Below are 25,015 nucleotides of genomic sequence, written 5' to 3'. Positions count from 1 at the left end.
AGGCTGAATCCGCACATTCTGTGACGAATGAAACAGGAGGGTTAGGGTTTGGCACTTTCAGCTATGGGCTCCAAAGCGCTGGTATTGGCGGGGGCGATTTCGCTTTCCGTGGCGACTGCGGCATTTGCAGATGACAAAAAGAAGAAACAGACAATCGAAGGTGCGTTGATCGGCGCCGGGGTTGGGGCCTTGATCGGTGACGGCAAGGGCGCGGCAATCGGCGGTGTGGCCGGTGCGATTATTGGACATAACTGGAAGTGATTGTGATGCGGATCAAAACTCTAAAGCCTTTAGTCTTGGCATCACTTTTGGTGGCTCCGGTCTGTACTTTTGCCGACGAAGCCGCCGAACAGATGGTGCTGGATGCCCTGCCTGTTATGCACTACACCTGTGCCTCAATCGCTGAAGAGGCGGACGGGGATGAGGCCTTTGTGGTCGAGGTCGTGGGCAAGATGACGGCTCTGTCTCTCTACAATCGTCAGATCAATATCGAGGACCACGCCGCCACAGACGAAGACAAAGCACAACTGCGCGAAGCGTTCATTGCCGCTCTGTCCGAGGGCTGTGCTGCGGATAAAAACGCCCTTCTGGGAGGGGTTGTCGACAACGCGGTGAAATCGTCGCTGGGGTTGTGAACGCAATTATCCTGTATTGCGTCCCGACGCGGGCAAATCGTGGCCGAATTTCAGTTGCTTGATCGTAGAGCCGGCAAACCCACGCCAGTGCTTTCAAACCCGCCATCGGACGCGATCACCTGACCCGTTACGTAGCTGGCTTTGTCCGAACAAAGGAAATAAATCACCTGCGCGATCTCATCCTCCGAACCGTATCGGTTCAGTGGGATAGCGTCATGATAGGCGGCGATGATTTCGGGCGAGTGGACTGCCATCGCAAGTTTGGTCCGGACCGGGCCAGGACACACACAATTGGCGCGTATACCGAATTCTCCTAGTTCGGCGGCTTGTTGCTTGGTCAGGTGGATGACACCCGCCTTCGACGTTCCGTATGCTATACGAAGTGTGCTCGCCCTCAGCCCCGAAATCGATGCGATGTTGACGATTGCGCCACGGCTTTTGCGCAAGGCAGGTATAGTCGCCTGGGATACAAGAAACACGCCATCAAGGTTGGTTTCCATAACCTTACGCCACACTGCGAAATCGTGTTCCTCAATTGGTCCGAAATCTGCGACACCCGCGTTGTTCACAACGGCATCAATGCGATCGAATTCGGTGAGAACGGCCTTGACCACGTCATCAACCTGGTTCTGACCCGAAACGTCCGCGACGAACGCCACCGCACCGTCTAGATCCTTTGCGGCAAGTGAAAGCGCCTCAGAGTCACGATCGATCATCGCAACGTTCCAACCGTTTTGCAGAAACAGTTTTGTTGTCGCCAGCCCGATGCCACGCGCGGCACCTGTGACAAGAGCAAGTTTGTCGGCCATAGAACGTCTCCTGCCAGTGAACTGATGTTAAAGTATTAGCCTACCAACAAGATTTCGAAAGGTAACCCTGTGATTAGTATAGGGCGTGACCAGCAAGAACCAGAAAAGCAGGCAGCAACATCGAAATCTGTCTCAATAATGCGGCGGGCGCTCGTCTCCGAACGCAACCCCGCCCGAGCCTTCCTGCGCCCGTTCGGCCTCGCGCTGCAGCAGCATTTCGACGCGGCGGATCAGGCGGTCGATCTCGGATTGCTGGCGTGTGACGACGGTGTTCAACTCTTCGACCGTGCGGGTCAGATGGGCGATCTGTTCTTCCAGATGCTGCATTGGGATCTCCTTCAGGGACGGTCATAGCGGGCCTGCAAAGCCAAGACCAGCGAAAGCGCGCCTTGCCCCGATGCGGGCCATGGGATAGACCGCGCGCGGAACATGACCCGTGAAGGACGCCCCCGATGGCCAAGCCCAAGAAACAGCCCCGCCCCAAGGCCGTAACGCCGAAAGGGTTCCGTGACTATTTCGGCGAGGAAGTCACGCAGCGCACCGAGATGCTGCGGACGATTGCGGGCGTGTATCATCGGTATGGGTTCGACGCTTTAGAAAGCAGCGCGGTCGAGACCGTCGAGGCGCTGGGCAAGTTCCTGCCCGACGTGGATCGCCCGAACGAGGGTGTCTTTGCATGGCAGGAGTTTGATGAGGGTGGCACTGGTGACTGGATGGCCCTGCGCTATGACCTGACCGCGCCTTTGGCCCGGGTCTACGCGCAGCACCGCAACGACCTGCCGACGCCCTATCGCCGCTATGCGATGGGTCCGGTCTGGCGCAACGAAAAGCCGGGGCCGGGGCGGTATCGTCAATTCTATCAGTGCGATGCGGATACGGTTGGCACGGCGTCGATGGCTGCGGATGCCGAGATCTGTGCGATGCTGTCGGACACACTGGAGACCGTCGGCATTCCGCGCGGCGACTATCTGGTGCGCGTCAACAACCGCAAGGTTCTGAACGGTGTGCTTGAGGCAATGGGGCTGGGCGAAGACGCCGCCGCCCGCGACAACGTTCTGCGCACCATCGACAAGTTTGACAAGGTCGGTGAGGCCGGTGTCCGAGAGCTGCTGACCAAGGGCCGTCTGGATGCATCTGGTGCGTTTATCGACGGTGTAGGGCTGAGCGATGATCAGGCCGAGCCGGTGCTTGCCTTCCTGACCTCCAAAGCAGCGGATACCGCCGGAACGCTCGCGAACCTGCGTGCGGCCGTGGGCGAAAGCAAGATCGGTGCAGACGGCATTGCTGAACTGGAACAGATCGGTTCGCTGCTGGGTGCGGGCGGCTACAGTTCGGACCGGATCGAGATCGACCCGTCGGTAGTACGCGGTCTCGGTTATTACACCGGCCCGGTTTATGAAGCCGAACTGACCTTTGAGATTTTCGACGAGAAAGGCCGCAAGCGGCAGTTCGGTTCGGTCTCGGGTGGCGGGCGCTATGACGATCTGGTCAAGCGCTTCACCGGGCAGGAGGTGCCTGCAACGGGTGTGTCGATCGGCGTCGACCGTCTGCTGGCCGCTTTGCGCGAAAAGGGTCGTCTCAGCGCGCAGGCGACAGGGCCTGTGGTCGTCACCGTTATGGATCGCGACCGTATGGCCGATTATCAGGCGATGGTGGCTGAGCTGCGGAATGCCGGCATTCGGGCCGAAGTCTACTTGGGCAATCCGAAGAACTTCGGCAATCAGCTGAAATATGCGGACAAGCGGAACTCTCCCATCGCAGTGATCGAGGGTGGTGACGAAAAGACGAATGGCATCGTTCAGATCAAAGACCTGATCCTTGGCGCCAAAATCGCCGAAAGTGCCACGCTGGAGGAATGGAAAGAACGCCCCAGCCAGTTCGAAGTGCCGCGCGGTGGTCTGGTCGCAAAAGTGCGTGAAATTCTGGACAGTCAGGACTGAGCCATGGCCAACCGTTCCCAGATACAGGCCCGCGCCGCGATGATGCGCGTCCGGTTCGAGGCCGCAGGCGCGCAAGTGGTCGATACGCCTCTGCTTCAACCGGCCGAGACACTGCTGGATCTCTATGGTGAAGACATCCGCGGGCGTGCTTATGTCACGTCTGACGCCCTGCGGGGAGAGCAGATGCTGCGCCCGGATTTCACTCTGCCGGTGGTGCAGATGCACATGAGCGACGGCGCAGAACCCGCGCGCTATACATATTCCGGAGAGGTCTTTCGCCGTCAGGAGCATGACCCGGACCGGTCGAATGAATATATCCAAGTGGGCTATGAGGTCTTTGATCGCGACGACCCATCCGGCGCGGATGCCGAGGTGTTTTCGCTGTTTGCGTTGCAGTTGCGGGGCCTGCCTCTGCGGGCGGCGACCGGGGATATCGGAATTCTGACCGCAGCTGTCGGGGGCCTTCGCACGACCGAGCGTCGCAAGACCGCACTGATGCGACATCTGTGGCGCCCCCGCCGGTTCCGTATTCTTCTGGATCGGTTTGCCGGCCGCAAACCCGGCCCCGAAGGCCGAGACGCGTTGCTGAATGCCGCAGATCCTTTGGACAACGACATTCCGATGATCGGTAAGCGTCGTGCCTCCGAGATCGAGGCGCGGATCGAAGCTTTACGTGAAGATCGCGACACGCCGCCCATCTCAGACAACGAACTGGCCGGGTTGGAGACGCTGTTGAATGTGCGCGAGACGATGCCATTTGCGCTAGAACAGCTGCGCGATGTGGCGGTCGACCTGCCGCAGATCACGCAAGCGCTTGATCGGCTTGAAGCCCGGATCGCAGCGATGCAGGCGCGGGGTGTGGATGTTGAACGGTTGGATTTTGAGGCTGCGTATGGCCGGACCTCGATGGAGTATTACGACGGGTTCGTCTTTGGCTTCTACGCCGAAGGCCGCCCTGATCTGCCTCCGATCGCGACTGGCGGGCGCTATGATGCGCTGACCCGGCAGTTGGGCAATGGCGAAGAAATTCCGGCTGTTGGCGGCGTCATCCGCCCCGACCTGATGCTCGAGATCGAGGAGGACGCACAATGAGCCTGAAACTGGGTGTGCCCTCGAAGGGCCGGTTGATGGAGAAGACTTTCTCGTGGTTCGAAAAGCGCGGCATCACTCTGTCGCGCAGTGGATCGGACCGGGAATATGCGGGCAAGGTTGAGGGGATCGAGAATGTCTCGCTGATCCTGCTGTCGGCGGGAGAAATCCCGCGTGAGCTGGCAGCAGGTCGTATCCACCTTGGCGTTACGGGCGTTGACCTTGTGCAGGAAAAGCTGCCGCGCTGGGAACAGCAGGTTGAAGAGGTTGCCGCGCTTGGATTTGGCAAGGCTGACCTGATCATCGCCACGCCTGCCTGCTGGGTCGACGTGGATACGCTGGATGATCTGGATGCAGCGGCGGCTGCGTTCCGCAGAACACATGGTCACCGGCTGCGGATTGCGACCAAGTACCACCGTTTGGTGCGTGAGTTTCTGACCGATGCCGGGGTGGCTGACTATGCTCTGGTCGACAGCCAGGGCGCGACTGAAGGCACCGTGATCAACGAAACCGCCGAGGCTGTTGCAGATATCACCTCGACAGGTGAAACCCTGCGGGCCAATCACCTGAAGATCCTCTCGGACGGGTTGATCCTGCAGTCGCAGGCAACCTTGTGGCGCAGCCGTGTGGCGTGTTACGAGGCGGGGGACAAGACGGTTTTGTCCGAGCTTTTGGATCGCCTGCGCTGACTACAATATGCCGATTTCGGCCAGAGCGCGGTTCAGATCCTCAGGCAGGGCATCGTCCTGCTCGCGCGATTTTGGAAGATCGGCTGGGGTGTCTTCGGGTTTCAGATAGCGCCAGCCCTGAAAGGGGCGTTTCAACGCGTTCTGGGTGCGATGCACTTCGGGGTCGAGAACAATGGCGCAGCGGCGGATGCCGTCCTCACCGCGTACCTCATCAAGGCGCAGGATGCGCTGGCGGCATTGGATTACGCCTTTGATCACCCAATAGATCGAACCTCCGTTCAGGATCTCGGCCTCGCGCTTGGGCCACATGCGCGTCACGTGGCGCGGGCAGCCATCCGCGTAGAGCGGCTTGCGGCTGTCCTGCCACGCCACTAGCGTGTCGACGCTTTCAGACCCGACCGAAAGTTTGACTAGGTTTACGAATTTATCCACAGTTTACCCACAGAGTCGCCCCAAAGGAATTGGTTAAGAAGGTAGGGTTAACGGCCTATTGCATCAAGTCATAGTAGCGCTAGGTGACCAATTTGGTCTATCTTGTATGCCTCGCAGCTGAATAGGAATCACCAATGAGCCGCTTTGCCGCCCCCATCGCCGAGCAGATCTGGGACATGAAATACCGCTTTAAAAAGGCGGATGGCACGCCTATCGACCAGACGGTCGAGGACAGCTGGCGACGTATCGCGCGCGATCTGGCGCGGGTTGAGGCTGACCCGACGCATTGGGAAGAAAAGTTCTACGTCGCGCTGGAGGATTTCAAATACCTGCCCGCTGGACGCATCACCGCAGGCGCGGGCACCGCGCGGCAGGTGACCCTGTTCAACTGCTTCGTCATGGGCACCGTGCCCGACAGCATGGGCGGCATTTTCGATATGCTGAAAGAGGCCGCGCTGACCATGCAGCAGGGTGGGGGGATCGGCTATGATTTCTCGACCATCCGTCCCCGCGGGGCGGATGTGAAAGGGGTCGCTGCGGATGCATCGGGGCCTTTGTCGTTCATGGATGTCTGGGACGCAATGTGCCGCACGATCATGTCCGCAGGCTCGCGCAGGGGCGCGATGATGGCGACGATGCGCTGCGATCACCCGGATATCGAACAGTTCATCACTGCCAAGTCTGACCCGGCGCGTCTGCGCATGTTTAACATGTCGGTGCTGGTTACTGACCCGTTCATGGAGGCCGTCAAGGCCGACGGCCCGTGGGAGCTGGTGTTCGGTGGCAAGGTCTATCACACCGTTCAAGCGCGGGACCTGTGGAACAAGATCATGCAGGCGACCTATGACTATGCCGAGCCGGGCGTGATCTTCATCGACCGCATCAACGCGGCCAACAACCTGAGCTATGTCGAAACGATTGCCGCAACCAACCCCTGTGGCGAGCAACCTCTGCCACCTTATGGCGCGTGCCTGTTGGGCTCGATCAATCTGGCCCGGTTGGTGGCTGAGCCTTTCGAAGACGCGGCGCATCTGGACGAGGATGCTTTGAAAGAGCTGGTCGCCACTGCTGTGCGCATGATGGACAATGTGGTGGACGCGTCGAAGTTCCCTCTGCCCGAGCAGGAGGCCGAGGCGCAGGCCAAGCGCCGCATCGGGCTGGGTGTAACAGGTCTGGCGGATGCGCTGTTGATGTTGGGCCTGCGCTATGGCTCTGACGAGGCGGCGCGTCAAACCGAACGCTGGTTGCACGCGATCGCCCGCGCCGCGTATCTGGCCTCGGTGCAATTGGCGAAGGAGAAGGGGGCGTTTCCCCTGTTCGATGCCGAGAAGTTCCTTGCCAGCGGCACGATGCAGCAGATGGATGACGATGTGCGCGATGAAATCCGCAGGCATGGGATCCGCAACGCTTTGCTGACTTCGATCGCGCCGACGGGCACGATCTCTCTCTATGCTGGGAACGTGTCGTCGGGGATCGAGCCGGTCTTTGCCTATGCCTATACGCGTAAGGTGTTGCAGAAGGATGGCTCGCGCACCGAAGAAGAGGTGGTGGACTATGCCGTGCAGATGTGGCGCGACAAGTTTGGCGACAAGGACCTGCCGGAGTTTTTCGTGAACGCGCAGACGCTGTCTCCGTCGGATCACGTCAAGATGCAGGCCGCGGCGCAGAAATGGATCGACAGTTCGATTTCGAAAACGATCAACTGCCCTGAAGATATCAGTTTTAATGCCTTCAAGGATGTCTATATGCAGGCCTGGGATCAGGGCTGCAAAGGCTGTACGACCTATCGCCCCAATGATGTGACCGGCTCGGTTCTGACCGTATCGGAAAGTGCAGACACGGCGCCGGGTGAAAGCGCGGCTGCACCGCATGAGGTCGATGGCGGTGACGTCGTCTACATGTCCGAGCCGCTGGACCGCCCGCAGTCGCTTGAAGGGTCGACCTACAAGCTGAAATGGCCCGACAGTGAGCATGCGATCTATCTGACGATCAACGATATTGTCATCGGGGGCCGCCGCCGTCCGTTCGAGGTGTTCATCAATTCGAAGAACATGGAGCACTACGCCTGGACGCTGGCGCTGACTCGCATGATCTCGGCCGTTTTCCGGCGGGGTGGAGATGTGTCGTTCGTGGTCGAAGAGCTCAAGGCCGTGTTCGATCCGCGCGGTGGAGCTTGGGTGAAGGGCAAGTACATCCCCTCGATCCTGGCAGCAATTGGCGGGGTGATCGAGCAGCACATGGTCAATATCGGCTTCCTCGAGGGTGAGGGGATGGGGCTGAAGTCGGACCCGCAAGCGCAGGTCGTCAACATGGATGCACCGCGCGGCAAGGCATGCCCGTCCTGTGGGCAGTATGACATGGTGATGATAGAAGGCTGCATGACGTGCAGAAGCTGCGGTCACTCGAAATGTGGCTGAGGTTAGGGCGCGAAACCTGTTTGTTGTAACACTAATCCCTTGAACGTTTTGTGGTTTCGTCCAAGGGCAAGTCTCCGAAACAGACTGCGGGCAGGTTTCAAGTCGTTGAAAATAATGTTCAATGTCGCTCTACGACTTCTCCCAATTGATCCTGTGAGTGCCTCAACTTCTATGTACCCCCTCGTCTCGAACGCATTTACTTGCTTCGGAACTTTGTTGGTGTCATTCCGGTTTGACCACGGAAAAAGCGCGTGAAATGGGACTTGTCTGAGTAGCCAAGGAGTAGACCGATCTCAGCAATTGTCATCTTGTCATCTCTGAGGTGCTCTTTGGCGACATCGACACGCAGCCTTTTGATTTCGCGGGGGAGTGTTGTGCCTTGTTGTTGAAGCGCTTTCAGAAACCGTTCCGGCTGTATTCCCAGTAGTCCGGCCACAACATCTGGTCCCAGATCGGTTTCATCCAGTTTGTCGCGTAAGACGGATCGCAAAGCGGCCACCACCGTTACTTCTTCGTTTTGTCGAGCTGAGGCTATGGGTCTCGCATGACCCTCGGAGGCATGGCGCAGAAACAACCATTCCACAGGAAAACTGATTTGCATTCCGGGATCGGGTCCCAAGCCAACCTCGATACCTTTGTAGTCGATAGGTAGGCCATTGATGTATCGGCTTTCCCATCGCACACGCGAAGAATTCCAGGACTCACCGACGACAGTCTCCAGGAGCCGTACATAGATTGCTGCACCAAATCCCGTCACTTGAATGGGTGGGACAGCGGGTTCCTGTTGCCTCTCGATGCGATAGGTTGCTTTGTCTGCTTCGATGACAAGGCTGTGCCGCACCGAATTGGATTCCTGCGGGACAAGCCCAACAAAGCGGGTAAAAAACTCGAACAGCGAGTTTGTTGATTGCAGCGCCTGAGCGAACGGAGGCCATTCCTGCAGGTCAAAAGTCTCTCCTACATTCAGGCCAAGGTATCGGTCGCCTGACACTTCTGAGAAGGCATTTAGCAGACCGTAAACCAGCTCTGAGTGGACATAGACAGAAGGGTCAGACAACAGTTCGGGCTTCAAGCCGACCTGATCCAAAGCGGGTTGCGGATCGATCTCGCGGTCGGTGAGATACTGCAGAAACGGAGCCGCCAATGCGAGGCGAATGAACCCTTCGCTATGCTCTTGAGAGGTGGAGTTGAACGGCAATCTCGTAACCCTTTCAGGATCAAATGCTGTGATCAGTGGCCATTTTTGCAGTCACATTCGAACATCCTAATGCGAAACTGGCAACCGAGGCAAAACTTTCCGGGCTACAGTTGGCAAAACTCGAATATGAAGGGAGTACTTATGTCCGGTCTTCGAATGTCTCTTTGTTCGGCGGCAATTGTCGCTGCAGGTCTCTCTGTTTCAGCGCCCGCACAAGCTCAGGATAAGGAAGAACCCCAAACGCTGTTTACCAACGTGCATGTCTTCGACGGTGTGAATGAACAGCGTATCGAAAATGCCAGCGTTCTGGTCGAGGGCAACCTGATCAAGGCCGTCTCAACCGATGCGATTGATGCCCCCAATGCCACGGTCATTGACGGCGAAGGGCGGACACTGACCCCCGGGTTTATCGAACTGCACGCGCACCTGATGCTGATGGGGCCGACTCTGCCTGCGATGGAGGCCAACACGACTTGGGAAGACTTTGCCATACACGGTGCGCGGATGGCCGAGATGTATTTGATGCAGGGCTTCACCACAGTCAGGGACGCAGGTGGTGCCAATGGCGGGCTGCGCCGCGCAATTGACGCAGGCCAAATTGAAGGACCGCGTTACTTTCCATCCGGTGCATTTATCGGAACGCGCGGCGGTCATGCTGATTTCGCGAATTTCACCGCTCCACCGGGCTCAGAGACCAACATGAGCCGTCTGAACTTGGCGCAGGAGGTGAGTGGTGTCGACGACGTCTACAGGTTCGCGCGCAACAATTTCCGCATGGGTGCGACCCAGTTGAAGTTCATGCAGTCCGGCGGTGTCGTTTCGGCCTTTGACCCATGGCAACTACTGGCCGGATCGCCCGAGGAAATCAGGGCCGCCGTACAAGTGGCCAATGAGTATGGCAGCTATGTCATGGCGCATTCCTATCGCAAGGAAGCGATCCTGAGTGCGCTTGATGCAGGTGTGATGTCGATCGAACACGGCTTCTCGTTTGACTGTGAAATTGCCCAAGTCATGAACGAAAAAGGGGCGTATATCACCACCAACCTGACGGCATTCGATCCAGGCTTGCTTGATATTCCGGCGGTGGCCAGCGTGCCCGCAAGCCTTGCCAAAGCCAAATCTGCCTCGGCCACATTTGCAGGCTATATCGACAACATGAAGGAATGCCCGGTGAAACGAGGGTTCCAGACCGACTGCGTTGGTTCGGTTGAGGCGTGCAATATCCAGATTGCCTATGAAAAGCACCTGAACAATGAGTTTTTCGGGCCCTACACGTCCATGGTCACGCTGACATCGACAGGTGGCGAGGTGGTCGCTTTGTCAGGTGATTTCATGAACCCGTATACCGCTGGAAAACTCGGTGTGATCGAAGAAGGCGCCTATGCGGATATCCTGTTGATCGACGGTAACCCGCTCGAAGATTTCTCGGTTGTTGGTACGGGTGATCAATGGTTCGGCGCCGACCCGAGGCCTGAAAGCCCTGATACGATTCGACTGATCATGAAAGATGGCGTTATCTACAAAAACACACTGAATTGACCTGTCTAAGTAGCCGGAGAGAATTTATGCACCATTGGTTCCGCTGGGTAGTATTCGCAGGGTTTTTTTGGTGTGGGCATTCTGCGTTGGCAACGCCTGAAACCGCATTAGATTGGGCCGACTTGCCAGACCCATCTGCGCAGGTCTTTGAAGACCCCTATCGCGATCTCAGCCCTGAACAATTCGACGATGTTCTTTACGTCGTTCGATTGCGCGGCAGGCTGCAGCAGGATGGTGGCAGCGAAGAAGAGCGGCAAAAGTGGCAAGTGCTTTTGACCGAGACTGAGAATGCCTTGGCTGCAGATGGAATTGATGTCGACTGGCTGCTCGATCAGCGCGAAGTTGTGAGGGAACGTCGGAGAAAGGCGGGGACAAACGGAAATCCGCAATTCGATGGTCAAACAATCACACTGGCTGGTTTCGCCATTCCTGCTCCGAATGATCCGGACGGTCGGCCTGTCGCGTATTTGGTGCCGGAACGCGGGATGTGCAGCCACATGCCGCCACCTCCGCCCAACCAGATGATCCGTGTGCGGTTGAACGGGGACTGGGCGCCCAGCTATTTTCATGAACCTGTTCGGCTGACGGGCATGCTGACCATCGATCCGTCTGTTCAGAATATGATGGTTGTGGATGGCCAGATGCCGATGAACGCGACTTTCCAGTTGGAAACGGAAAGTGTCGAAACTCTGGAAACCAAGGCGGACAGGCTGGAATGGAAGCAGCGTGCCGCTGATCGCATCCGTGCGGCGGGCAATCGCAAGACCGGTGGGGCAAGGGCGTCTGAATGATAAGACTACTGGCTGCTACACTAAGTATTGCTGTCGCTGGCGCCGCCTCGGCGCAAGGACTGTCCGGGCCCTCTTCGGTCGAAGCTGATCTTACCCCCGGAGATGGGCTCACCGACCCACAATACCGTTCCGATTTTCCACGCAACATCGCACCGGGTCGGTTTGAGTGGAAAGACCGGCTGGCTGAGGGTGGGTTTCGGTTCAATATTGATTACCTGGCTCTGGGCCAAACCACGAATGCTGCTCTGGGAACCGGCGAAGCGTCCAGCGGAATCGCGCGTTTCTACGGGAGTTGGCAGGCAACGGAACGGGGTTCCCTGACATTCAAGATCGAAGACCGGCACAGCTATACCGATGTGGCCCCGCAGTTTCTTGGGCTGGATGGCGGAGCGCTTTCGATCACCGGGACAGCCTTCAACGATAGCGGTTTGCTGTTGACCAATCTGTTCTGGACCCAAAGGGCCGAAAACGGTTCGTGGACGCTGCAATTCGGGCAGATTGATGTAACGGACTTTGTGGACATCTATGGGTTGGTAAGCCCCTATAGTGGCTTCCAAAACCTGTCCTTCAACACCAACCCGACACTCAACGCACCCAACCCTGGCCTAGGTATTGCCGGTGGGATCAAGCTGAGTGAAAACTTCTACGCTGTCGCGAGCGTTGCAGATGCAAACGCCGATCCGTCTGATCCAAACTTTGATGTGTTCAGCGACGGCAACCTCTTCAAATCGCTCGAACTTGGGTACACGTCAGGCTTTGATCGCATTTATTTCGACAATGTCCATCTGACCCTCTGGCATGCGGATGCGGCCGAAGATGGCAGCCGGGCGGAAGACTATGGCGCTGCGTTTTCTGCCGCATGGTTTGTTGACAATAAGTGGATGCCGTTCTTTCGGGCAGGGGCCTCAAAAGGGACCGCAGCGCTGTATGACCGGTCGGTTTCTGCCGGTTTGGGTTACTATGGCCGCAATACCGATCTGGCCGGTCTGGGCCTGAACTGGGCCGAGGCCCGAGGCATAGATGGCGATCAATTCACTCTGGAAGCCTTCTACCGGTTTTCAATCTCACCCGGGCTGCAGATCACGCCGTCCCTGCAGTACATTTCGAACCCGCTGCTGAACCCCTCTCAGGATAGCATTACACTGTTCGGCCTGCGAACCCGGATCGTTTTCTAGTGTGGGTCGAAAGCAGACATCAAAAGCGTTGAAATATGCAATTCTGCTGATCAAAGGGAGGATCTATCTATGCGTACCCTGTTTCTGGCTGGCACGTTGTCCGTGTTTTCCACTTTCTGCGTCGCGCAAACCTACGACGTGGTGATCCTCAACGGTCGGGTAATGGATCCGGAAACCGGGTTCGATCAGATCGCCAACGTTGGAATAAGCAATGGCTGGATCACAGCGATTACCGACGAAGATATTGACGGCAGAGAGGCCATCGACGCGACAGGGCATGTTGTGGCGCCCGGGTTTATCGACCTTGAACAACACGGGCTGGATCCTTGGGGTATCAAGGTCAACCTTCGCGATGGCGTTACGACGCAAATGGATTTTGAGGTCGGAGCCGCGAATATCGACCAATGGTACGCTGCGCGCCAAGGCGTGACGCAGGCAAACTACGGCACAGTCGTTGGACAAGAGTTCGCACGGATGCGGGTACATGACGGCCTTGTTCTGGAAGGTGGGGACATCGACTTCCGGAACTTCTTCGCACCGCGGGCACAATCCGTGGAAGACGGTGTCGAAGGCTGGTCATCGGTTCCAAGCAACCGCGAGCAGATGAACGAAATCACCGCCCAACTGGATGAGGGGCTTCGTCTTGGAGCCCTCGGCGTGGGATCGACCATCGGCTACGCCCGCGAGGGTATCACAACCTATGAGATGTTCGAAGCACAACGGGCTGCGTCGCGTTATGGGCGGTTAACATCTGTGCACCACCGGTTTCATCCCAGTGCTTCGACGCCCACCGAGACACAGACCGGCGTTAACGAAATCCTTGTCAATGCGATGGTGTTGGACGCGCCGCTGCACATACACCACGATAATGACTATGGGTGGTGGGAAAACCAGGAAAAGCTCCAGATGGCCCGCGACCAAGGCTACAACGTCTGGTCCAGCTACTATCCCTGGACTGCTGGATCGGGAAACTACGGCGCTTCGATCATCGCCCCCGAAAACTGGGAGGGGTCGATGGGGTACAAATACGAAGACACTATCTTTGATCCCCAGCTTGATCGCTTTGTGACTAAAGACGAATTCTTGAGCTTCGCTGAGAATGAACCGGGACGGACGGCCATTGTTTTTAGCCCACCAAGAGAGCAATGGCTCAACGATTGGATCACCATCGTAGGTTATGGCATTTCGGGTGACGGTATGGCCGGGCTGGATATCGAGGGCAATCTGATGAGTTGGGACGCCCCTTACGAAGACTATGCCGGGCACCCTCGGTCCGCAGGCAGTCACGCGCTTGTCTTGAGACTGGCTCGCGAAGCGAATGTGCCGCTGATGCGCACACTCACTCAGCTGAGTTACATACATGCGAAGCGATTGGGTGACACTGGCTTGCGTGCAATGCAGGTGCGTGGGCGTATGCAAGAAGGCATGGTCGCGGATATCACGATTTTTGATCCGGAGACTGTGACCGAAAAGGCGAACTATACTCTTGGTCAGCAAGGTCTGCCGTCAGAAGGCATTCCTTATGTGCTGGTTAGTGGAACGATTGTTGTCCGGAACAGCGAAGTGCAGCGGGATGTTTATGCAGGGCAGCCGATCCGGTTTCCAATCGAGGAAAGCGGGCGTTTTGTTCCGGCTGGTCGCGAGCAGATCATGGGTATCCTCACACCGGATACTGGCACGGCACGTCCGACACTGCTTGACGATATCACAGACAATGAAGCCAATTTTGTACCCGCCGCGCCATCAACCAACCAGTTTGCATCGGTAAAGCCAACCGACCCGTTTGATTGGTTTACGCCTCGCAACAGTCTAGATGACGGTGCCCTTTTCTTTTGCGTCGTGCATGCTCGCTTCGAGGACCCTGCGCAGGCAAAACGCGACTATGCGAAGGCCATGATGTCAAAAATGGGAGGGTCTAGGCCTAATCAGTCGGAACAACGCAGAGCAAACTGATTTGGTGAGAACGGGGGATCGAGAATCGACGGTTTGCCTAAAGCTGAAACCGGTCATCCGCAACCAGGGAGCCTTTGCCAGCTTGCTCCGTACTGCTAACTTTTGGCAATACCTCGCCTGATCGTCGATAAGGCGCTTCCATTCAGATGGCCGGTCTCTAGTAGAGCTTGGAGCAACTGAGTGTGAGTTTGCATTTCAAGGGTGACGGCGAGGTAGTGGTTGCGTCAATAAATGAAGGCCACTCAATACGAAGTTCTCGGTTAAAGTATCCTGCCGCTATGATAGTAGTGTATTATGAAAAAGGTTTTTGCGTGTGCGGATCTGCAATAAAAAACGTAGTGCTGCACGTTGTCGTTCCTCAAGCGACATCGCTTAAGTGTTTCATAAGGTAGTTTTGCCCTCCAAACTAAGAAAACGGCCGCGGATCAAATCCGAGGCCGTTTGATTTCAGGATGGAGCTGGCTAACTTAGACGGTGCTCCGACACTCAGTAGTCGCGGCATTCTTCAGTCCAGAACTGTCTTTGGAAAGTAGAATGAGACCGTCCAGTTTGGGATATCCACGATCTCACTGATGCGCAGATCGCCGCAGACCGAGCAGAGCATGTACGCATCAAGCGCTGACATCCCCGTCGTGGCCGAGATCCAATCGACCATGCCCGCCACCGCATCGCGGGCGGCCTGCATGAGATCCTCACCGATGCCTGTCGTCGCCTTGTAGCCGACGGTATCGAAATGGCGGGTGACGGGACCGTCGGTTTCAAAACGCGGGTAGGGTAGGTTCTCGCCTTTGAGGAGGTCGACTTTGATGGCCACGTCCATAGGGCTTTCGATGGCCGTGCCGCAAATCTCGCCATCGCCTTGCGCCGCATGGGTGTCCCCTAGTGACAACATCCCACCGGCCACTTCAACGGGAAGGTAAAGCGTTGTGTCCACGCAATTGTCGCGGATGTCCAGATTGCCACCCACTCGACGCGGAGGGACGACGGAGTGCAGGCCCGGCTCGGCTAGTGCCAGGCCAATTGTGCCGACGAACGGCTTGAGCGGCACCTTCCCTCCGGGTCCGAACAGGGCAGGGGTCATCGCATTGGAGTCATAGTTCCAGATATGCAGGGCTGCGTCGGGAAACTGATCGGTCAGCAGGCCAAAACCGGGGATGTTGGCGGTCCAACCCCAGCCCGAAGGCTTGAAATCCAGAAAGGTCACGGCAACCGTATCGCCGGGCTCGGCCCCTTTGATGTGGATAGGCCCTGTGACCGGATTGACCGCGTCGAAAGACAGCTTGCCCAAATCGGCCAGTGTCGAGGAGGCATTCAACTGCCCGCCTGAGCTATCGATGGTTTCGATCTCAACCGTCTCGCCGGGGTCGACGCTCAGGACGGGTTCGATGGAGTTGTCCCAACCGAAATGATGGTTGTGTTTGTGAATAGTGTGGTTGCAACCCATGACTTACTCCTGTTTTTTCAGAACCAGGTCTTCGATTTCTTGATCACCCATGATCCCTCCGGGGCGCAGGGCCATAGTCAGAACGATGACCGTTCCCAGTGCAATACCCGACAGGCCCAGCACTTCGGGCAGGTCGATGCCCAGCAGGACCGGGCCGGTTTCCAGCCAACGCACGCATTCCAACCCGAACGAGATCAAAAGCGTGCCCAGAACGGCACCTGTGACCGTCCGCATTCCCCCAAGGATCAGCATGGCGAGTGTCAGAAAGACGTGGTTGAAATAAAAGGGCCGCGCGCTGATCGTGCCAAGGAAATAAGCGTAAGCAATCCCAGCGACTGCAAGCAGGATGGCTGACAGGACCCAGGCAATCAGGCGTAACCGGCGAATGTTTACACCCATTGCGGCGGCTCCGACCTCATCATCAGCGCAAGCACGCAGCTGGATGCCCCAGCGGCTTTCGCGAAACAGGCGCACTATGAAGACAACGAACACGGACAAGATCACGATAGACGTCAATGAAAACACCTGCGGAATGCCGAAAAACGCCTGGTTTCCTTTGAAAATGTCGGTGCGGTACAGGAATACCGAGTGCACGATGACTAGGACGGCGAGGGAAAAGATGGTCACGCCAGATCCCGTCAGGCGCACGACAAATAGTCCGACGATCAAGGCCAGAACGGCGGTGATCGCGATGGCAAGCAGGGCCGAACTGACCGGATCCAGCGAGAAGGCATTCAACCCCCATGGCGCATCCGGAAGAGAAATGGATTTGACCGTCACCGGCGTCACGCAAATCGCGGCCACATAGGCTCCGATCCCCATGAAGGCACTGTGGCTGAGGTTGGTCAGGCGCGCATTGCCCATAAACACCTGCATGGCCAGAACGACCAATAGGTTCACGTAGGCGCTGTAGACCAGCCGAAGCTGATAGCGAGAGCCGAAATAGGTCACGATCAGCCCAATCGCGATCAATACGGCGGCCAGGATCGCAGCGCCCACCAGCCCGCGTTTTTGACTGGGGTTCAGAATCATATCTTGTCCCCTTTCTCAGTCGGGGGTGACAGGATGCCATCCGGCCTCCAAACCAGAACAAGGGCTATGATTCCAAAGACAAAGGCGTCTTTCATGCCGCCATATTCCTGCGGTAGCAAGACCAGCATGGCGACCTCAATCGCGCCGAGAAGGAAGCCGCCCAGCACGGCTCCGGGTAGGCTGCCGAACCCTCCGACGACGCAGGCTACGAAGGCCTTGAGGACCGGGTTGAACCCCAGATGAGGATCGACCGACCCGCGCCGCGCCATGATGAAGATACAGGCCAGCCCGGCCAGTAGGCCCGACACCATGAATGCCACTGCAAACACTCTGTTGGATTTGACGCCGACCATGCGCACCATCTCAAAATCCAGCGAGGCGGCGCGCATGGCCAGACCCAGTGTTGTGCGTTTTAGAAACAGCATCAGTCCGACGATCACCAGCACCGTCGTCACCGCCTCGAACACCTGAAGTGAAGATACCTGAACGCCCAAAAGCTGCACGGGCCAGTCGAGGAAGTACAACGATGTCACGGCCACGGGGCGTGGTGAGACCGCAAGCAGAAACACGTTTTGTAGAATGATTGAGACACCAAAGGCGGTCAAAAGGCCCGTTGTCGGGTCTGCGTATCGCACGGGTCGGAACGCCACGCGTTCAAGCAACAGGGACATCAGGGTCGCTGCGGCGATGGCTCCGCCAATGACGATGAAGGGGTTGTTCAGCGCCAGCGCAGCAAAGGCCACCATCGTATAACCGCCAACTGCGATCACCTCACCATGGGCAAAGTTCACCAGCCCCATGATCGAAAAGACAATCGCCAGACCGAGTGCAATTAGCGCATATTCCGCACCAAAGGCGAGCGCGTTCATCATCTGCTGGGCCACATATTCCATGTCAGGCGATCCCCGTCAGTTCCGCCATAAGCGCGCCGCTTTGGCCCAGTGTTTCCTTGGTGCCCTCGGCCACGATCCGCCCGTTGTTCAGAAGGTAGGCGTAGTCCGACAGGCGCAGCGCCTGCGTTGCGTTCTGCTCGACCAACAGGATCGTCATTCCCCGCGCTTTCAGCTGTTCGATCATCTGGAAAATCTGGCTCACGATCTTGGGGGCCAGACCTAGGCTGGGTTCGTCCAGCAACAGAATCTTGGGTCGGGTCATCAAGGCCCGGGAAATGGCCAGCATCTGCTGCTCACCGCCCGACAAGGTGCCGGCGGGTTGATCTCTGCGTTCGCCAAGGATCGGAAAGGTCTCAAGCCAGTGGGCGATATCGGTGTCCTTGGCCGCTCGGTCAGAACGTGTGGCGCCGCCGAGCACCAGATTTTCCTCGACGCTCAGATTCGAGAATATCCGCCGCCCTTCGGGGGCCACGGACATACCCGCCTGCACTCGAGCCTCCACAGGCAGGGCCGAGATATCGGCACCTTCAAAGGTGATCCGGCCCGAGGACTTGACCACCCCCATCAGCGCCGAGATGGTCGAGGTCTTGCCCGCGCCATTGGGGCCCAGCAAGGAGACACAGCGGCCCTTCTCCACGGCGAAAGAGATGCCGTGCACGGCCTCGATCAGACCGTGAGAAACTATCAGGTTTTCAACATTCAGCATGGGATTTGAAACGGGGGCTGGAACCGCCCCCGTCATTTGGCTCAGTTCCAGTCTTTCGGTGTGTTTTCGGGAATTTCGTTCGAGATGAGAACCCGCTTGCCATCTTTATAGCCAATCACAGGTATCGTGCGCTGGGCATAGGTTTTCGTGTCCTTGAACGAAATGCTGTCGACTGTCAGCACCGGGATCGTGTCGGCTGTGCGGATCGTTTCCGCAATCACCGCCGGGTCGCTGCTGCCTGAGGTTTCGACCGCCCAGGCAACGGCCTTGACCGTGTCGGCACCGGTGGCTGGGAACAGGCCGGGCACATCGTGGCCCAACTCTTTGCAGTCCGCCATGAACTTGACCACGGCGCTTTCGTCATGGCTGGGGGCCAGCGTGGCAAAGAACACCTTGTCGAGGATTGCGGGATCATCAGCCGCGACGGCGTCCAGGGAAGGATCGTCAAACCCGTCCGAGCCGACCACCCAGGCGTCGATACCAGCGCTGCGCAGCTGTCGGACCAGCACACCGATATCGGGCATGATCGACGAAATATAAACGGCGTCGATCTCTTCACCCAGTGCTTTCATGTCAGCGATCTGAGGTGACCAGTCCGATGTGCCAAAGCTGAAGTTCATCTTCGCCAGCACCTTGCCGCCGCCCTCTTCGATCACTTGTCCGAACCACAGCGGGGTACGCGCGGACCACGACCCGCCTTCGTCTGAGGTCAGCAGAACCACATTCTTGACCCCTTCACTGAGCGCGTGGTTGGCAGCTGCCGTTGCCGTGAACGGATCAGGCGAGACGCCGGTAAAGAAGTTGTTCACGATGCCCGCGTGCATCTCGACTTGAGTGGATTGGGGTTGGAAGATGGAAACGCCGTAAGGCTGAGCGATCTGGGCCACTGGGATCATCGTGTCAGAGAACGGCGTGGTCCCCAGCATCACAACGCCTTCGTCCAGAAACTTCTGCGCCAGGGAGATCGCGGCCTGCGTATCACCTGCGGAGTCCTGAACCAGAACTTCGATCTTCTTGCCGCCAGCTCCACCGTCGGCATTGATCATATCGGCCATACAGCGCGCGCCCAGGTATTCGGAATAGATGGCCAGATCACCTGTCATCGGTACGCCCAGTCCGATCTTGATCGTATCTTCGGCGACCGCGGGCAGGGCGAGGCTCATGGCGGTCAGAGTCGTAAGGGTCAACTTCTTCATACTTGTTCTCCTGTTGAAAGCCGCCTGCGTCACGCGGCACGTTCATCGGTTTCGCCAAGATAAGCGTCGATAACCTCTTGGTTCTTAGTTATTTCTTCGGGTGCGCCTTCGGCAATGATGGCACCCATGTTCAAAACGGTGATCGTGTCGCAGAGCGACATGATGAATTTAAGATCGTGATCAATCACCAAAATCGCGCAGTCCGAATGTGTCCGCACCCATGTTAGCGACCGACCCAGAGCTTCCGTTTCCTGTTCGTTCATCCCCGCGGCGGGTTCGTCCAGCATCAGGACGCGCGGGTTCAGGGCCAGCGCGCGAACGATCTCCAACCGCCGAAGCTGCCCATATGCCAACGACCCGGCGTTTTGGTTGAGCTTGTCCGTCAGGCCGAACTCGGGGATCGCGGCGTCGACGATTTCGGCGCCGCGGCCGGAATAGCGGGCGACGTCGATGTTCTGCGCAACGCTGAGGCTTGGAAAGACCCGCAGGTTCTGAAACGTCCGCGCCACACCGCGCGCCGCGCGTTCGTGGGCGCGCAGGTTGTCCAGCGGCTCGCCATCCAGCGATAGGCTTCCTGCCGAGTGGCTCAGCAGGCCAGAGATCAGGTTGACCAGCGTCGTCTTGCCTGCGCCATTGGGACCGATCAGGCCGCGTACCTCGCCCGGTGCGACGGACATGGTCACATCCTCAACGGCGTGGACCCCGCCAAAGGTCTTGGTGATGCCGTTCAGATCAAGCACCAGCCAATTCCTCGACCAGTTCTTTTGTAGTGACTTGTCGGCAATAACCCTTGATCGCGCGCAGAGAATTGTCGTGCCGATCCTGCGTATGAGTCAGACAGGCATCTTCGACCTGAGTGACAAGGTAGCCCAGATCACACGCGTCCCGGATCGCGCTTTCGACGCATTGATCCGTCAAGAGACCGGACAAAACGACCTGACGAACGCCAAGGTTGCGCAGGATGTAGTCAACATGCGTGGACACAAACACCGAAGAGGACGTCTTTGGCAGCACGATCTCATCGCCTTGAGGCGCGATCTGATCAATGACCTTTCCGTCCCAGCTGCCCTTTGGAACATGAAAACCCGTTATCTTGTAGTCCAGTGACCGGTCCCGCCCGTCGAGCGTCAGGCTTTCGATATTGGTGTACATGACCTCGACGCCGGCAGTGCGGCAGGCGGCCTGTATGGCCTGCATGTTCGGGATCACGCGGTTGTCCAGCTGATCGAAAAACCAGCCGTATTCCTCATTGAATTCGGCCTCAGGCAGTTCTTTGAATTCGGCGCCTTCCCGGTGTGCCGAATAGTTCTGCACGTCAATGAACAACAGCGCGGATTGCGATGGGATAAGTGGAACATTTCGGGTCAAGGTCACGTCTTGGTCTCCAATATCCGGGTAAAGGCTTCGGCGAGAAGCTGCGCCCAATCTTCGACGCCTTTTATATCGCGGATCAGGTCATTGCGGATCTCGACCAGCGAATGTGCCAGTCCGCGCGGTTCGGCGAAATGCGGTATGAACCAGTCGCTTTCACTGTCGATCTGATAGGGCTGGTTCAACGCCATGTGCAGATCGGGACGTAGGGATGAGATATGGTCGATCGCGGCCTGTCCCGTGGTCGGGTCAACGCGCGTCAGAAATCCAGCGTGCCAGGGTCGCGCCTCACCATCGACCTGTGCGGCGAAGGAGTGGATCGACACCGCAAGTACACGCGGTGCCCGGTCCAGCATATGTTCAATGGCACCGTTCAGAGGGGCCATGATCTCGCGCTGGCGCGCAGCGCGATCCGCAGAGGTCAAGTTCAGATTGGCTGGGATCTGCTTTCCAAAGCTGTTTGGCGTAATTGAATCCGGCGCCTCGATCGGACGGTTGCAATCAATCACAAGCCGGGAATAGCGCTGCAAGACCAAAGGAGCCCGTAACCGGTCAGCCAATTGCCGGGCAACGGCCTCGGCCCCGATGTCCCAACCGCGATGACTGGCCTGCACCTCTTCCGAGACACCAAGATCGCCGAGCTTTTGCGGGATCGCGCGCCCGGCGTGTTCGCAGAGCAGCGCGATCTTCGCATCACTGTCAGGGTTCACCCATTCCACCGGGGCGGGATCCCCGGCGACCAGCAGTTCTTGGGTCGCGGCTGAAGTGTTCATGTGGCCCAAGTTAGAGAACAAGTTTTTTCAGAGTCAATGAAAAATAGATTGACTGAAATTTTTATTCCATGCGATCCATTCAGATCAGGAGGTGCCGCTTGCTTGTTAGGCAGAGAATTGAAGCGAAGGCGGAGAACATGACCGCGAGCGAGCGCAAGCTGGCCGCTGCTTTGCTGAGCGACTACCCCTATGCGGGTCTGGTCACGATTCAGGAGCTTGCTCGCCGTGCCGAGGTTTCGGCACCGTCGATCTCTCGTTTTGTTACCAAGATCGGATTGGGGGGCTATCAGGAATTCCAACGTGCTCTCTTGTCCGAGTTGAAAGAAGGCCAACGTTCACCCACCGATCTGCACGGTGAAGGGCGCAGTGTCGATGGCGGGTTCTTACGCGATTTCATCGCGCGTGCCTCGTCCCAGATGGCGCTGTCGGCAGAAGGTATCACCGAGGCGCAGTTTCAGCGCATTTGCTCGGTACTGAGCCAACCTAAGAGCGATGTTTATATATTGGGCGGTCGGATCAGCGATACCATCGCACAGCACCTGTCTTTTCATCTGCGCCAAACCCGCAGCGGCGTGTATCATCTTCCGGCCAACAATGAGGTCTGGCCGGAATACCTGCTGCGGATGAAGCCTGCGGATATCCTGTTTCTGGTCGATTTTCGCCGCTACCAACCTGCGTTGGCGCGATTGGCCGCTACTGCCGCGCAGGATCGAGGGGTTCGCGTTGTCCTCATGACAGACAAATGGCTGTCGCCCATATCCCGCCACGCAGCAGAAATCTTGCCAGTTCCGATCGAAAGCGGCACGCTCTGGGATACGTACACAGCGGCCCTTGCCGTCACCGAGGCGCTGGTGACGCGTATTGCCGAAGACAATTGGGACCAGACGAAATCCCGCATCGAAGCCTGGGATGCCATGCGATCCCACAACCAGGACCCAAACCCATGATGCCCAAAATCCCCTTGATGTTTGTTGCCACCTCTGACCTTGCCGGGAAATTGCGGGGCAAGGCGTTTCCGGCGGATCAACTGAACAAGCGGTTGCAGCGTGGGGTCGGGTGGACACCCACGAATGTTCAGATCAACTGCTTTGACGGAATTGCCGAAAGCCCGTTTGGCGCGCTGGGTGATCTTCTTCTGATCCCGGACGCCACGGCCGAGGCAAAGGTCGAGTTCGGCGAAGACTCCGGCCTGCACTTCCTTATGGGCGATATCGTCACTCTGGACGGAGACCCTTGGGACTTCTGCACGCGCAGTTTGTTGAGGGCGGCGCTGGAGCGGCTGTACAAGGTCTCAGGAGCAAATTTGCTGGCTGCATTCGAGCATGAGTTCCAGCTGAAAGATCCGCCAAGTCAGGCCAACGAAGCCTATGGCCATCGGGGCTTTGGCCTGCAGCGTGATCTGTGCGAGACCTTGATCAACGCGATTTCTCAGGTCGGTCTGAAGCCGGATTCGATCATGAAGGAATATGGGCCAAACCAATATGAGGTCGTCATCGGCCCCGAGCTGGGTGTTCGCGCGGCGGACGCGGCCATCATGGTACGCGAACTGACCTATGCGACTGCGCAGGCCTATGGCGAGCGGGCCACCTATACCCCTATTCGCGATGTCGCGAGCGTTGGGAATGGGGTCCATATCCACATGAGCTTTGTGGATGATCAGCGCGCGCCGCTGACCTACGCCGAAGACGGGCCGTGCGGCATGTCGGACCTGACGAGCGCTTTCGCCGCCGGAGTTCTGAAATATCTTGATGCGATCTTGGCCCTGACTGCGCCTTCGGTGATCTCGTATGAACGCCTGACACCCCATCGTTGGTCTGCGGCTTTCAACAATCTGGGTTTCCGCGACCGCGAGGCTTCCTTGCGGATTTGTCCGGTAACCGCAAAAGACCCGGCCTCGATCACGGGGCAGTTCAACATCGAATACCGTGCGGCGGATGCTGCAGCTTCGCCTCATCTGGCGCTTGCGGCGGTTGTCATGGCTGGGGCGCAGGGGATCGAAGAGGGGCTACCCGCGCCCATTCCAACCGAGGAAGATCTTTCGCTGTTGGACGTCGCAGAACTGAACCAAAGGGGGCTGGTGCGCTTGCCTCAGACCTTGGAAGACGCGCTAGACCGGTTCGTTTCCAACCCGGTTGTCACCGGTTGGTTCCCCAAAGGCTTCGCTGAGGTGTATCAAGCGCACAAGCAATCCGAGATCGCGACAACCGAACATCTGGACACAGACGCACGCTGCCGATTGTACGAAGAAACATATTGACCTGAGCGGCTGGTCTTGCCGAAGCTCGCCAAATGCGACATCTGGGGCGTCGGTCGGGTAGTTTCGCGCCGTATGACGCGGCGCAGGCTGTTTAGCTCAGGATAGGGATGGATCATGGACCGTTCAGAAACCGATGCCATCTTGAATGTGCATAGGCTGGCTTTTGGCGAAGCAGAAGGTGACGAAATCGCTCAACTCGCCGAAGATCTCCTTGAGTATCCGGAAACGATTTCAATCAGCGTAAGGCGTGAGGGGCAGATCGCGGGCAATGTCATGTTCACCCCGTTTGTCTTCCAGGATCACCCGGACGTTAAATGCTGTCTTCTGGCGCCCTGCGGTGTCTCGCCCGAGCATCAAGGTCTCGGTGTTGGCAGAGAGATGATGGAGACGAGCATCAACCACTTGAGATCCATTGGAACAGACGCTGTCTTCGTGTTTGGCGTTCCGACTTTCTATCCCCGATTTGGGTTTGTCCCTACCGACAAAGAGACGCCATATCCGGACCTTCTGACGATCCCCGAGGCATGGATGGCGCTAGAGCTTACCGCAGGATATGTTGAAAAGCTGGGGGGCAAGACACTTGCGATTGCGCCCTTTATGCACTCGCATTTGTGGGACACATCGCAGCACGGGTGAATTCCGTTTTTTTGTTCTTGTCTCAAAACGCAGCCCTGTT

General features: G+C 57.6%; 25 protein-coding genes. 13 read left to right on the top strand and 12 right to left on the bottom strand.

Features of this window, described 5'->3' with window-relative positions:
• Positions 1–48 precede the first annotated feature (48 nt).
• Together ACR0AI_RS17750 and ACR0AI_RS17745 are read left to right on the top strand one after the other, a co-directional pair.
• Complete coding sequence (locus tag ACR0AI_RS17750; RefSeq protein ID WP_419738497.1) at positions 49–261, top strand: YMGG-like glycine zipper-containing protein; 213 nt, start codon at positions 49–51, stop codon at positions 259–261.
• A gap of 5 nt (positions 262–266) precedes the next feature.
• Entirely contained in the window at positions 267–635 is a 369-nt protein-coding gene (locus ACR0AI_RS17745) for a hypothetical protein (protein ID WP_480675978.1), read from the top strand.
• A 50-nt stretch (positions 636–685) separates the two neighbouring features.
• Here the strand turns inward: ACR0AI_RS17745 and ACR0AI_RS17740 are convergent, their stop codons facing one another.
• Positions 686–1,444 (bottom strand): SDR family NAD(P)-dependent oxidoreductase, encoded by a 759-nt coding sequence (locus ACR0AI_RS17740; protein ID WP_480675976.1) that lies wholly within the window; start codon positions 1,442–1,444, stop codon positions 686–688.
• 132 nt (positions 1,445–1,576) lie between these two features.
• Complete coding sequence (locus ACR0AI_RS17735; RefSeq protein ID WP_480675974.1) at positions 1,577–1,771, bottom strand: SlyX family protein; 195 nt, start codon at positions 1,769–1,771, stop codon at positions 1,577–1,579.
• A 125-nt stretch (positions 1,772–1,896) separates the two neighbouring features.
• Here ACR0AI_RS17735 and hisS point away from each other — a divergent pair, with 125 nt between their 5' ends.
• The 3 genes from hisS to hisG are packed head-to-tail and all read left to right on the top strand — an operon-like array spanning position 1,897 to position 5,162.
• Positions 1,897–3,384 carry a histidine--tRNA ligase gene (gene hisS, locus ACR0AI_RS17730; protein WP_480675972.1) on the top strand — a complete coding sequence of 496 codons (1,488 nt, stop codon included), beginning with the start codon at positions 1,897–1,899 and terminating at the stop codon, positions 3,382–3,384.
• Positions 3,385–3,387: 3 nt separating this feature from the next.
• On the top strand, positions 3,388–4,476 hold the full coding sequence (locus ACR0AI_RS17725) for an ATP phosphoribosyltransferase regulatory subunit (RefSeq protein ID WP_480675970.1): 1,089 nt from the start codon (positions 3,388–3,390) through the stop codon (positions 4,474–4,476).
• Positions 4,473–5,162 carry an ATP phosphoribosyltransferase gene (hisG, locus tag ACR0AI_RS17720; protein ID WP_480675968.1) on the top strand — a complete coding sequence of 230 codons (690 nt, stop codon included), beginning with the start codon at positions 4,473–4,475 and terminating at the stop codon, positions 5,160–5,162. Before ACR0AI_RS17725 ends, hisG begins: the two co-directional genes overlap by 4 nt.
• Here hisG and ACR0AI_RS17715 read toward each other — a convergent pair whose 3' ends face one another.
• Complete coding sequence (locus tag ACR0AI_RS17715; protein ID WP_480675966.1) at positions 5,163–5,594, bottom strand: DUF1489 family protein; 432 nt, start codon at positions 5,592–5,594, stop codon at positions 5,163–5,165. It lies immediately after the preceding gene.
• 134 nt (positions 5,595–5,728) lie between these two features.
• On the opposite strand from ACR0AI_RS17715, the gene ACR0AI_RS17710 reads away from it, so the two are divergent.
• Complete coding sequence (locus ACR0AI_RS17710; protein ID WP_480675964.1) at positions 5,729–8,011, top strand: adenosylcobalamin-dependent ribonucleoside-diphosphate reductase; 2,283 nt, start codon at positions 5,729–5,731, stop codon at positions 8,009–8,011.
• Between the two features lie 196 nt (positions 8,012–8,207).
• On the opposite strand, the gene ACR0AI_RS17705 is transcribed toward ACR0AI_RS17710, so the two are convergent.
• A complete protein-coding gene (locus tag ACR0AI_RS17705; protein ID WP_480676125.1) occupies positions 8,208–9,155 on the bottom strand; it encodes an AraC family transcriptional regulator in 948 nt (315 codons plus the stop codon).
• A 195-nt stretch (positions 9,156–9,350) separates the two neighbouring features.
• Here ACR0AI_RS17705 and ACR0AI_RS17700 point away from each other — a divergent pair, with 195 nt between their 5' ends.
• The 4 genes from ACR0AI_RS17700 to ACR0AI_RS17685 all read left to right on the top strand — a co-directional run bounded on the left by ACR0AI_RS17700 (position 9,351) and on the right by ACR0AI_RS17685 (position 14,667).
• Complete coding sequence (locus ACR0AI_RS17700) at positions 9,351–10,748, top strand: amidohydrolase family protein (RefSeq protein WP_480701422.1); 1,398 nt, start codon at positions 9,351–9,353, stop codon at positions 10,746–10,748.
• Between the two features lie 86 nt (positions 10,749–10,834).
• The gene (locus ACR0AI_RS17695) at positions 10,835–11,539 is read left to right on the top strand and encodes a DUF3299 domain-containing protein (protein ID WP_480701420.1); all 705 of its coding nucleotides are present in this window, start codon (positions 10,835–10,837) and stop codon (positions 11,537–11,539) included.
• Positions 11,536–12,714, top strand: coding sequence for a carbohydrate porin (locus tag ACR0AI_RS17690; RefSeq protein ID WP_480675958.1), 1,179 nt, complete (start codon positions 11,536–11,538; stop codon positions 12,712–12,714). The genes ACR0AI_RS17695 and ACR0AI_RS17690 overlap by 4 nt, the downstream gene beginning before the upstream one ends.
• 69 nt (positions 12,715–12,783) lie before the next feature.
• The gene (locus ACR0AI_RS17685; RefSeq protein WP_480675956.1) at positions 12,784–14,667 is read left to right on the top strand and encodes an amidohydrolase family protein; all 1,884 of its coding nucleotides are present in this window, start codon (positions 12,784–12,786) and stop codon (positions 14,665–14,667) included.
• Between the two features lie 505 nt (positions 14,668–15,172).
• On the opposite strand, the gene ACR0AI_RS17680 is transcribed toward ACR0AI_RS17685, so the two are convergent.
• From ACR0AI_RS17680 to ACR0AI_RS17645, 8 genes are read right to left on the bottom strand one after another with little or no spacing between them, the layout of a single operon-like run.
• A complete protein-coding gene (locus tag ACR0AI_RS17680) occupies positions 15,173–16,111 on the bottom strand; it encodes an acetamidase/formamidase family protein (RefSeq protein WP_480675954.1) in 939 nt (312 codons plus the stop codon).
• 3 nt (positions 16,112–16,114) lie between these two features.
• Positions 16,115–17,143: a branched-chain amino acid ABC transporter permease gene (locus ACR0AI_RS17675; protein WP_480675952.1), complete on the bottom strand. Its 1,029-nt coding sequence runs from the start codon at positions 17,141–17,143 to the stop codon at positions 16,115–16,117.
• Positions 17,140–18,036: a branched-chain amino acid ABC transporter permease gene (locus ACR0AI_RS17670; RefSeq protein WP_480675950.1), complete on the bottom strand. Its 897-nt coding sequence runs from the start codon at positions 18,034–18,036 to the stop codon at positions 17,140–17,142. Before ACR0AI_RS17670 ends, ACR0AI_RS17675 begins: the two co-directional genes overlap by 4 nt.
• Before the next feature lies 1 nt (position 18,037).
• A complete protein-coding gene (locus tag ACR0AI_RS17665; protein WP_480675948.1) occupies positions 18,038–18,742 on the bottom strand; it encodes an ABC transporter ATP-binding protein in 705 nt (234 codons plus the stop codon).
• A 41-nt stretch (positions 18,743–18,783) separates the two neighbouring features.
• Positions 18,784–19,938 carry an ABC transporter substrate-binding protein gene (locus tag ACR0AI_RS17660; RefSeq protein WP_480675946.1) on the bottom strand — a complete coding sequence of 385 codons (1,155 nt, stop codon included), beginning with the start codon at positions 19,936–19,938 and terminating at the stop codon, positions 18,784–18,786.
• A gap of 29 nt (positions 19,939–19,967) precedes the next feature.
• Positions 19,968–20,678, bottom strand: a complete 711-nt coding sequence (locus ACR0AI_RS17655) for an ABC transporter ATP-binding protein (protein WP_480675944.1) — start codon at positions 20,676–20,678, stop codon at positions 19,968–19,970.
• Positions 20,671–21,312 (bottom strand): cysteine hydrolase family protein, encoded by a 642-nt coding sequence (locus ACR0AI_RS17650; protein WP_480675942.1) that lies wholly within the window; start codon positions 21,310–21,312, stop codon positions 20,671–20,673. The genes ACR0AI_RS17655 and ACR0AI_RS17650 overlap by 8 nt, the downstream gene beginning before the upstream one ends.
• Positions 21,309–22,082 (bottom strand): N-formylglutamate amidohydrolase, encoded by a 774-nt coding sequence (locus ACR0AI_RS17645; protein ID WP_480675940.1) that lies wholly within the window; start codon positions 22,080–22,082, stop codon positions 21,309–21,311. The genes ACR0AI_RS17650 and ACR0AI_RS17645 overlap by 4 nt, the downstream gene beginning before the upstream one ends.
• 68 nt (positions 22,083–22,150) lie before the next feature.
• Here ACR0AI_RS17645 and ACR0AI_RS17640 point away from each other — a divergent pair, with 68 nt between their 5' ends.
• The 3 genes from ACR0AI_RS17640 (at position 22,151) to ACR0AI_RS17630 (ending at position 24,975) form a co-directional block, all read left to right on the top strand.
• Positions 22,151–23,029 (top strand): MurR/RpiR family transcriptional regulator, encoded by an 879-nt coding sequence (locus tag ACR0AI_RS17640; protein WP_371811947.1) that lies wholly within the window; start codon positions 22,151–22,153, stop codon positions 23,027–23,029.
• Positions 23,026–24,339 (top strand): type I glutamate--ammonia ligase, encoded by a 1,314-nt coding sequence (locus ACR0AI_RS17635; RefSeq protein ID WP_480675938.1) that lies wholly within the window; start codon positions 23,026–23,028, stop codon positions 24,337–24,339. Before ACR0AI_RS17640 ends, ACR0AI_RS17635 begins: the two co-directional genes overlap by 4 nt.
• Positions 24,340–24,453: 114 nt before the next feature.
• On the top strand, positions 24,454–24,975 hold the full coding sequence (locus ACR0AI_RS17630; protein ID WP_480675936.1) for a GNAT family N-acetyltransferase: 522 nt from the start codon (positions 24,454–24,456) through the stop codon (positions 24,973–24,975).
• Positions 24,976–25,015: the final 40 nt, after the last annotated feature.

The sequence above is a fragment of the Ruegeria sp. BG3 genome (assembly GCF_056538485.1).
This window is presented reverse-complemented; position numbering and strand designations above follow the sequence as displayed.